Raw genomic sequence first — 8,560 nt, 5'->3', positions numbered from 1 at the left:
ACGGATGCCGATATGGTTGCGGCCTTAACCATCAACTACGTGGAGGAAGGCATTGGCATCGTCAATGCAGCGAGAGCATGCGACATGCCTATTGTCATTTCCTTTACTCTGGAAACGGATGGCCGGCTGCCATCGGGCGACACGTTGCAGGAAGCGATCGATCGCACCGACACCGACACCGGCGGCTATGCGGCGTATTACATGATTAACTGCGCTCATCCGTCGCATTTCGAAGATGTGTTGCGCCGTGAGGGCAGCTGGTTGCGGCGGATTCGTGGATTACGCGCCAATGCGTCGCGGCGCAGCCACGCTGAACTGGATGAATCCGCCGATCTGGACGATGGCGACCCGAAGGAACTGGGTATGCACTACGGCGCACTGCACACGCTCTTGCCGCGTATGACAGTGGTCGGTGGCTGCTGCGGCACCGACCATCGTCACGTCGAGGAAATATGCCGGACGATGAGGCAGCTATGTGAACCGGGGGCGCGCCGGTGACAGTCCGGCGACGTTCCGTTTCCCGCCCGGACGACGCATTGCTGGACCAGATCACGCTGTCTGACCTGGCGATGGATCCGCGGCCGCTGTGGGATCAGCAACGTGCGCGGCTCAAAACCGTGGAATGACGGTCTGCGGCCCGGAGCGCACCTCCGAAGTTCTCCAAAGGTCGTTCGTGCGTTGCGATCCTGCAACGCCTTGCATTAGAGCAGCAATGCTACGCACAATGCTCCGCCGCATAGGTAGGTCCCGAGCGCTCCGACGAACCTGGCCGGGTTCGGCCGGGCCATCGTCGGCCATGCTAGCAACCCAATGACAAGCAAACAGCGGCAGATGGTTGCAGCAATGATCAATGCGAGAGTCGTCGTCGATGGCTGGTGGCCAGCGAAGTACAGGAACAGCAACGCGAGAAACGGCACGAACTCCACTGTATTGCCGTGCGCACGAACCAGCCTGTAGAGGAAGTCCGAAGGGTTTGTCATACCGTAGTTCATCGGTCCGCGAAAGCGCGCGGCTGATATGGCTAGCCCTAGACCAAACACGAGGAGTCCGAGAACGGCTACGCAAACAAGCGGGACTGTGCTCATAGAAGAAGCTCCTGTGGTGCGTCAGAGAATAATCGTGCGATAGAGCCCAATTTGAACGCCGAAGCGACCGACTTTTCTTGGCCGACCACGGAAGTTCCTCGAGCATTGCCGATCGCGGCTCGCGTCGCGTAGCGGCGTCAGATTTCCGTAATCGACCGACTGCGGACGATTGAGATCGCCGGAAGCCAACATTTGTTCGGCGTCGAACGACATCAAGAACCTTCCTGAAACTGCAATCCAACGATACCTGCGATAACCAGGCCGACGCACAACAGGCGACCGAGCGAGGCCGACTCGTGAAACCAGATCAATCCAACTAAGGCCGTGCCAGCGGCACCGATCCCAGCCCAGACAGCATATGCGGTCCCCAGCGGAAGAATTTTGAGCGTGAAACTCATCAACCAAACGCTCATCATCGCTGCAATGATGGACAGCGCACTCGGCACCAACCTTGTGTAACTGTCGGACCACTTCATGGCCACGGAGAAAACGACTTCCAACAGTCCCGAAGCTAAAACTACGGTCCACGCAGCAAGCGAATTGGTAATTGAGATCATTGGTTCTCGTTCTTCGGCTCGGGAAGCTCATATGCGTCACGCCGAGAATATCATTGCCGCCGTTTTGAATTGGAACCGTAACGTGAAGGGTAACCTCTGGCCGACCTCTGCCCGGGTGGTTGGCCCTGGCCGACCCGATTGGGACATTCACACATCGCGATAGAGGCACCGCTCCCCCTTAACCCGAGGCTGGATGTTGACGTGGCATAATCTCACCGTCACCGTTGCACGTCCGCATATCCGGTCATGAGCGTGTTTCGCCTGGGCCTTCAGAAAATTGGCAGCCTGCTTGGATTGCTCGCGATCCTGATGGTAGCGCTCGCCCCGACGATCTCGCAGACGTTGGCCGCCACCCGTCATGGCCACGCAATGATGGACGGCCACTGCTCGATGCCTTCGATGCCGCACGAGGCACCCGGCAGCCAGTCGCATACAGGTTCGACGATGTCCGACGGACAGGCCTGCGGCTATTGCGGTCTGCTCGCGCACATTCCCGTCATCCCTGGCGTGCCCGCAACGTTCGCTGCCATCGTCCGGGCCAGCCTGCATCCGGTCGCCACCCGCTTCGAGAGCGTTCGCTTCGTCGGGCCGCTCACGCCCGCGCAGCCGCGCGCTCCTCCCGTCTTGTCCTGATCCGGCTTTTACCGACGCGATGCTCGCGCTGCATCGCGCTGTGTCGCGCGTCCGCTCAAGGATGCGCCATCGCACGATCACGACCATAAAAAGGACGAACCATGTATACCGTTTCCATGCGCGGAGGAAGGCCGCTGCTCGCCACATCGATCGCTGCTACCGTTGTCAGCGCATTTGTCTTCACGCCCACCGTCGCCAGCGCCCACGCGATTGCGGGCGACCGCGTGTTTCCGTCGACCCTTGCCGTCGACGACCCCGGCGTAGGCGACGAGGCCAACCTGGAATATGGTCACATCCGCGTCCCCGGCGACAACGGTGACCAGAGCATCAATACATTCGATGTCGAGTACGACAAGCTGATCACGCCAAGACTGGCTGTGTCGGTCGATGGCACCTATGTGATGCAAAACAACCCCACGGCCCGCGGCTGGGACAACTTCGGCGTCGGCCTGAAATATCTGCTGTATGTCAACGAGGCACACGAGTTCATGACCTCTGTCGGCGTCGATGCCGAACTCGGCGGCACGGGCAGCCGGGCGATCGCGGACAACTTCTCGACCATCTCACCGACAATTTATGCTGGCAAGGGCATGGGCGACCTGCCGGACTCGCTGGCCTATCTGCGCCCGGTCGCCATCACCGCCGAGGCCGGTCCAGCGCTGACCACCGGCGCCGGACAGCCCAACGCGTTCAATTATGGCTTCACGGTGCAGTACAGCCTGCCCTATCTGCAGCAGCACGTGCATGACGTTGGTTTGCCGCAGCCGCTGGCAAACATCATCCCGCTCGTCGAAATTCCGCTGTCGAGAAGCCAGGGGCAGACGACCGGCACGGTCAATCCCGGATTCATCTGGATCAACCGTTACGGCCAGTTCGGCGTCGAGGCCCAGATTCCGGTGAACCGCGCGAGCGGTTCGCACGTGGGGATCCTCGTACAGGCACACCTGTTCTTCGACGACATCGCGCCGACGACCCTCGGCAAACCGCTGTTCCCCTGACGATGAAGCCAAGGCGAGACTGACGGCAAAGATCCCGCCGTCGGACTCACCTTGGGCGGTCCAGCCTTTTAAACCGATGCCGTCATCGATGGCCATCACTTTTCAACGCCTTTTGTCGTTCGATGATCAACCCATGAAAAGTTCTCCAGTAAATTTTTCCGCGGCACGCGCGCTGGTCGCCGCGCTGACGCTGACGGTCGCGCAACTGGCGCACGCTCACGCCTATCCAGTGCATCAGGCACCGGCGGTGGGGTCGACTGTGCCCGCCTCGCAAAGGAATGTAGCGATCGATTTCGACGATGGCCTCGAACCAACGTTCAGCTCGATTGCCGTGACGGACGCGCAAGGCAGGTCCATGACGAGCGCCAAGGCAGTGGTCGATCAGTCGAACACGAAGCACATGTCGGTCGCTCTGAACGCGCTGATTCCAGGCGTGTACAACGTGGCGTGGGTGGCAGTTGCCGCGGATGGCCACCGCACGCAGGGCCACTACACTTTCACGGTTAAATAACGATGGAGCCGCTCGTCGTCGTCCAGATCGTGGTCGCCGCCGTGCAGGACATGCTGTTTGCGCTTGCGGTAGGGGCGCTCGTGTGCAGCGCACTGCTCGGGCGGCTAGATCCGGGCTGTCCCGCTGCTTCTGTGGCGCTGGGCCGTTCGCGACTCGGCGCACTTTGCGCCCTGGGGCTCGCCTGCGGCCTGTACTTGTGGCTGGAGGCCGCCGTGATGAGCGGTTCGCCGTTCAGCGAGGCGGGCCCCGTGGTGAGCGCCGTGCTGACGGAATCGCACTTCGGCATCGCGTGGTCAGTGGGCCTCGCCGGGGTGGTGTTCGCGTGCCTTGGCGGCACGCGCAACAGCCGCTCGGCGCGGTGGCTTGCGGCAGCGGGCATGGTCGTCTACGTCGCAGGCAAAGCCGCCGCCAGTCATGCCGCCGACGCGGGTGATTTCACGCTGCGCGAGGCGGTGCATGTCGTGCATCTGGCTGCCACGGCGTTGTGGGCGGGCAGCGTGCTCGTCGCGGCACAAGTGCTGTGCCGCCGGAACGATGCGGCGTCCGCTACGCCGGTGCAGCGTGTGGCGTTCTGCACGCGGTTGTCGCACCTGGCAACGATTGCACTCGGCGTGGTGATCGTGACCGGCATCTACAACGCGACGCAGAATACGGCGCCCGTCAGCGCGCCGTTGCTGAGCGTGCTGTATGGACGCGTGCTGACGCTCAAGCTCGTGTTCGTCACGCTGGCGGTACTGCTGGGAGGCTACAACCGGATGATCTATCTGCCGCGCCTGCACACCACGGCGGTAGGGGGCGGCGCTGCGTATCGCGATGCGCAGCGCGGCTTTGACCGGCTGCTGGCCGTCGAGGCCGTGGCCATGCTGACGGTATTGGCAGTGGCTGGCGTGCTCGGCCATACGTCACCCTCGGGCGGCTAAGTCTGGTTGCATTGGAGCCATCGCACGCTCGCATCTCACCCCGCGGCACTTTCCGTCGCCCCCGTCGCTCGCGTCAGCCGGGTATCTGGACGGTTCGTTCAGTTGTCTCTCGTTTCGACTAACGCGGATCAGTACCACGAAAGATTAAAAGCTGGCAGTCCGCGACAATGAACTGTCTGGAACGAATCCGCCCCGCTCCTGCCAGCATCAATGGTCTATTCTTGATGTCAGTAGCCGTTGCGGCGAGGTGACGGTGCGACGCGCGTGACGGTGCAAGGAGGCTAAAGTGAGCTACAGACTCGATGGGAGTATTCTGGAAGTGTGTAATTGCAACGTGCTTTGCCCTTGCTGCATAGGGGAAGACGCCGACAATGGCACATGTTGCGCCGCCATCGCGCATCATTACGATAAGGGTGCGATCGACGACATCGACGTTTCCGGGCTGACGGTGGCCGTCGCTACGTTCATTCCCGGAAATATCCTTCGGGGCAACTGGCAGGTCGCGCTGTATATTGATGACCGCGCTACCGATGCCCAGTTCGAGGCACTCTCGAGCGTCTATCGAGGCGAGCGTGGCGGCCCACTGGCCGACTTCGCCCATTTGTATGGAAAAATCGTCTCGATCGAGCGCGCACCTATTGTCTTTGACCTTCAGGGAGGCAAAGGCAAACTCGATATTGGCGCCGACATTCATGCCGAACTCGAGCCGTACTGGAGTCCGACCGGTGCCCCCGCAGTGCTTCTCGGCAATTCCATCTCGACGACGCCATGCTCCCCGGCGATCATCAGCAAAGCGAGCGCTTACCGGATGAAAAACCCGCTGCTCAAGATCGACCTCGACCTGACAGGCCATAACGCCACCCAAGGGCATTTCAACTTCCAGGCTTGACCTTCCTCCAACAGCCACCGAGACTCGCGATGAAGTCCGCGTCGCGCTCAGGCCTCTTTCCGCCATTGCTTGCCGGGCTTGTACTATCGGCCTGGCTGGCACTGTGGGGGTGGGATGAAGGACCGTATTCGCGCTACCTGAACCATACCGGGTGGCTGGGAAGCGGACCTATCGGCCATTTGTGCAGCACCGTTCCGGGCGGGGGCGTTTTGCTGCCAGTGATGCTGCATATCATCGCGTGGCTATTGATGCTCTCGGCCATGATGCTGGGGACCACTGCTCCGCTTCTGCAGATATTCCGTCGCCTCACCCGGGCTCGTTCCAACCGCCATTCGTTATTGGCACTGGTTCTGCTGGGGTACCTGGCTATCTGGACGTTGTTTGGCGTGGGCGTGCACGCGCTGGATAGCGGGCTTCATGCGTTAGCGGTTCAGATCCCGTGGCTGACTGTTCACGCCTGGCTTCTGGGCACGTTGATCCTCGCGACTGCGGGAGGCTATCAGTTCTCCTCGCTCAAACATCGCTGCATGGACAGGTGCCGATCACCGCTGGTGTTTGTCACTGAACACTGGCATGGCGGTAACGAACGACGTGCCAGCCTGATGCTCGGACTGCACCATGGCCTCGTCTGTATCGGGTGTTGCTGGGCCTTAATGCTTCTCATGTTCGCAGTCGGTGCGGGAAGTATCGGCTGGATGCTCGCGCTCGCGGCGATCATGGCGACGGAAAAGAATCTGCCATGGGGACACCACATAAGGAGGCCGCTCGGGTTGGCGCTGCTAGTCTGGGCGGCCGCAATCGTCGCTCAGAATCTGTAGCCGCCGGGTGGTTCAACATGGGCCATATCCGTCCAATCGCAGTGCAAGCCGCGCTTCATCCATGGCGCACCTGCAAGGCATTGAGCCAGGAGTGACGCCCTCGTCAGAAGTGGAGCGAGGGCAGCACACGCCAGCATAACCGGCTGCCCCCTTACTCGGCGCGACAACTGATCGCCCAAATGCCTCCACCTCAATCGATCTTCCGCCATTCCGCTTTCGGTGAACTCGCGCAACGCACCCAGCAGTTCTCCCAGGCCTCGCCCTTCGAGCACTGCCCCGTCGATCAGTGCCCCTTCAGTATCGCCCGGTGATCCCTCTCCTTCCGTGCGGCGAGCTTCGAAGGAAAGTAATCGCGGTTTGAGCCTCGCCTGTGGCCGTGCGCCCGTTGCTGTCACGCTTATCGACATTGCGCTGGGCCCGGTGTATAAGCGCATCAGGCATAGCCTCATTAGGGCGAAGTGGGAAGCCGGTGGGAATCCGGCACGGTCGCGCCACTGTATCCAGTTTGAAAGCGTCGGGCTTTTCGAACCGGGAGTCAGACCTCTCTTCGCCATCGTTTCTACTTCAAGCGGGACGCGTAATCCCAAGGAACTGTCTGATGATTCCTCAACTGATACAAATTTTCGGCGACTCGAGCACGAAGGTGCGGAATAGGTTATTCAGCATCTACGGCGTATTGATTGCGATCAATGTCCTTGTCTGGATCTGGACTGTGGTGGCATTCCGCGATCATCCCGTACTGCTGGGGACCGCGCTGCTCGCCTACGGCTTCGGACTGCGTCATGCCGTAGATGCTGACCATATCGCAGCAATCGACAATGTCACGCGCAAGCTGATGCAGGAAAAGAAGCGCCCTGTCGCGGTTGGCTTCTTCTTTTCGCTGGGTCACTCCACTGTCGTCGTGCTTGCTTCTGTCGCAGTCGCCATTACGGCATCCGCGATGCAATCGCATTTCGACCAGTACAAGGAAATCGGCGGAATCGTCGGAACGCTGGCCTCCGCGCTATTCCTGTTTGCGATCGCTCTGATGAACCTGATCATCCTCCGGTCCATCTACCGGGCCTGGCGCAATGTCAGGAGCGGCGGTGTCTATAAGGATGACGACTTCGATATGCTGCTGGCCGATCGAGGGTTTCTTGCCCGGATCTTCCGCCCACTGTTCCGCGTGATCACCCACAGCTGGCACATGTTTCCGCTGGGCTTTCTGTTCGGCCTGGGGTTCGATACCGCGACTGAAATCGGCTTGCTCGGCATCGCAGCAACCCAGGCATCGCGAGGGCTTTCTCCTTGGGCGATCATGGTATTCCCGGTACTGTTCAGCGCAGGCATGTCTCTGATCGACACCCTGGATGGGCACCTGATGCTCGGTGCGTACGGCTGGGCTTATCTCAAGCCGATCCGCAAGATCTACTACAACATGACGATCACCTTGGTGTCGGTTATCGTGGCCGTTGTGATTGGTGGTATAGAAGCACTTGGGTTGCTCGCAGACCAGTTGAAGCTGCAAGGGCCGGTGTGGGATGCCATCGGCACGCTGAATGACAATTTCGGCACCCTCGGCTACATCATCATCGCCATCTTTGCTGTGAGCTGGATTGCCTCGATCCTGATCTATCGGGCAAAACGCTTTGATGAACTCGAATTAAGCCGATAAGAGCGCACCGCGCGCCCGCTTCCGCGAGAATTTGAGCTCGCGGTAGCGGTGGCGCGTTCGAAGATCACTATGTGGTACGGAGTGGCGCAGTCGCACTGCATTGCCATTGAGGACGAACTGTTCGCTGGCGAACCGCTTCTCGTGGACGAAAGGCCTGTGAACGTCTCTTGTCCGACCGGCAGGTGACGGTCGCGAATCCGATTTGAATGACTCTTACTGGCCGTCGAACTCTGCCCGATGTCCCGCACGCGTGAACTCCCGGGCCGCCCATCGCGCGTCAGACCGTAGCCGACCCGTTATGCGGGCATTCGAATGGAATGACCGCCCGTCGGCAATGGTTGCGACACCGGACGTTCGCGGTAGTGATCAATCCAGTTTTTGTCGCATCGGTGACGCCGACTGTGCTTTTTCAGGAGGCGCTATTCGTGGCAGGCACCGTGAATTGAAAGGTGACGCCACGCGGCAGATTTGCGTTCACCCACAATCGTCCGCCAT

General features: G+C 60.4%; 11 protein-coding genes and 1 riboswitch. Of the genes, 8 read left to right on the top strand and 3 right to left on the bottom strand.

What is annotated here, in order from left to right; translation table 11 throughout:
• A partial coding sequence (locus tag VMJ11_RS04220; RefSeq protein ID WP_325617211.1) for a homocysteine S-methyltransferase family protein occupies positions 1-498 on the top strand: 498 nt, incomplete at its 5' end.
• Between the two features lie 203 nt (positions 499-701).
• Here VMJ11_RS04220 and VMJ11_RS04215 read toward each other — a convergent pair.
• Genes VMJ11_RS04215 through VMJ11_RS04205 form a run of 3 tightly spaced genes read right to left on the bottom strand, consistent with a single transcriptional unit; the run spans position 702 to position 1,642 of the window.
• Positions 702-1,085, bottom strand: coding sequence for an MAPEG family protein (locus VMJ11_RS04215; RefSeq protein WP_325617209.1), 384 nt, complete (start codon positions 1,083-1,085; stop codon positions 702-704).
• A gap of 21 nt (positions 1,086-1,106) precedes the next feature.
• Positions 1,107-1,298 carry a hypothetical protein gene (locus tag VMJ11_RS04210; protein WP_325617207.1) on the bottom strand — a complete coding sequence of 64 codons (192 nt, stop codon included), beginning with the start codon at positions 1,296-1,298 and terminating at the stop codon, positions 1,107-1,109.
• A complete protein-coding gene (locus VMJ11_RS04205) occupies positions 1,298-1,642 on the bottom strand; it encodes a multidrug efflux SMR transporter (RefSeq protein ID WP_325617205.1) in 345 nt (114 codons plus the stop codon). Before VMJ11_RS04205 ends, VMJ11_RS04210 begins: the two co-directional genes overlap by 1 nt.
• Positions 1,643-1,888: 246 nt before the next feature.
• Between VMJ11_RS04205 and VMJ11_RS04200 the strand changes: the two genes are divergently transcribed.
• The 7 genes from VMJ11_RS04200 to VMJ11_RS04170 all read left to right on the top strand — a co-directional run bounded on the left by VMJ11_RS04200 (position 1,889) and on the right by VMJ11_RS04170 (position 8,065).
• A complete protein-coding gene (locus VMJ11_RS04200) occupies positions 1,889-2,275 on the top strand; it encodes a DUF2946 domain-containing protein (protein ID WP_325617203.1) in 387 nt (128 codons plus the stop codon).
• Positions 2,276-2,376: 101 nt separating this feature from the next.
• Positions 2,377-3,273: a hypothetical protein gene (locus VMJ11_RS04195; RefSeq protein ID WP_325617201.1), complete on the top strand. Its 897-nt coding sequence runs from the start codon at positions 2,377-2,379 to the stop codon at positions 3,271-3,273.
• A gap of 133 nt (positions 3,274-3,406) precedes the next feature.
• Positions 3,407-3,784, top strand: a complete 378-nt coding sequence (locus VMJ11_RS04190; RefSeq protein WP_325617213.1) for a copper resistance CopC family protein — start codon at positions 3,407-3,409, stop codon at positions 3,782-3,784.
• 2 nt (positions 3,785-3,786) lie between these two features.
• Complete coding sequence (locus tag VMJ11_RS04185) at positions 3,787-4,704, top strand: copper resistance D family protein (protein ID WP_325617199.1); 918 nt, start codon at positions 3,787-3,789, stop codon at positions 4,702-4,704.
• A gap of 286 nt (positions 4,705-4,990) precedes the next feature.
• Entirely contained in the window at positions 4,991-5,593 is a 603-nt protein-coding gene (locus tag VMJ11_RS04180; protein ID WP_325617197.1) for a DUF1326 domain-containing protein, read from the top strand.
• Between the two features lie 29 nt (positions 5,594-5,622).
• A complete protein-coding gene (locus tag VMJ11_RS04175) occupies positions 5,623-6,411 on the top strand; it encodes a DUF2182 domain-containing protein (protein WP_325617195.1) in 789 nt (262 codons plus the stop codon).
• A gap of 396 nt (positions 6,412-6,807) precedes the next feature.
• A riboswitch (cobalamin riboswitch) is annotated at positions 6,808-6,974 on the top strand.
• 35 nt (positions 6,975-7,009) lie between these two features.
• Positions 7,010-8,065 carry a HoxN/HupN/NixA family nickel/cobalt transporter gene (locus VMJ11_RS04170; RefSeq protein ID WP_325617193.1) on the top strand — a complete coding sequence of 352 codons (1,056 nt, stop codon included), beginning with the start codon at positions 7,010-7,012 and terminating at the stop codon, positions 8,063-8,065.
• Positions 8,066-8,560: the final 495 nt, after the last annotated feature.

The organism is Paraburkholderia sp., assembly GCF_035501035.1.
Taxonomy (GTDB): domain Bacteria; phylum Pseudomonadota; class Gammaproteobacteria; order Burkholderiales; family Burkholderiaceae; genus Paraburkholderia.
Note: the sequence above shows the minus strand (reverse complement) of the source record. Positions and strands in the feature narration are given on the sequence as shown.

Coding starts and splice junctions, on each gene's coding strand:
- VMJ11_RS04175 (WP_325617195.1), top strand. CDS start 5,623: ATGAAGTCCGCGTCGCGCTCAGGCCTCTTTCCGCCATTGCTTGCCGGG.
- VMJ11_RS04190 (WP_325617213.1), top strand. CDS start 3,407: ATGAAAAGTTCTCCAGTAAATTTTTCCGCGGCACGCGCGCTGGTCGCC.
- VMJ11_RS04195 (WP_325617201.1), top strand. CDS start 2,377: ATGTATACCGTTTCCATGCGCGGAGGAAGGCCGCTGCTCGCCACATCG.
- VMJ11_RS04185 (WP_325617199.1), top strand. CDS start 3,787: ATGGAGCCGCTCGTCGTCGTCCAGATCGTGGTCGCCGCCGTGCAGGAC.
- VMJ11_RS04210 (WP_325617207.1), bottom strand. CDS start 1,298: ATGTCGTTCGACGCCGAACAAATGTTGGCTTCCGGCGATCTCAATCGT.
- VMJ11_RS04215 (WP_325617209.1), bottom strand. CDS start 1,085: ATGAGCACAGTCCCGCTTGTTTGCGTAGCCGTTCTCGGACTCCTCGTG.
- VMJ11_RS04200 (WP_325617203.1), top strand. CDS start 1,889: ATGAGCGTGTTTCGCCTGGGCCTTCAGAAAATTGGCAGCCTGCTTGGA.
- VMJ11_RS04205 (WP_325617205.1), bottom strand. CDS start 1,642: ATGATCTCAATTACCAATTCGCTTGCTGCGTGGACCGTAGTTTTAGCT.
- VMJ11_RS04170 (WP_325617193.1), top strand. CDS start 7,010: ATGATTCCTCAACTGATACAAATTTTCGGCGACTCGAGCACGAAGGTG.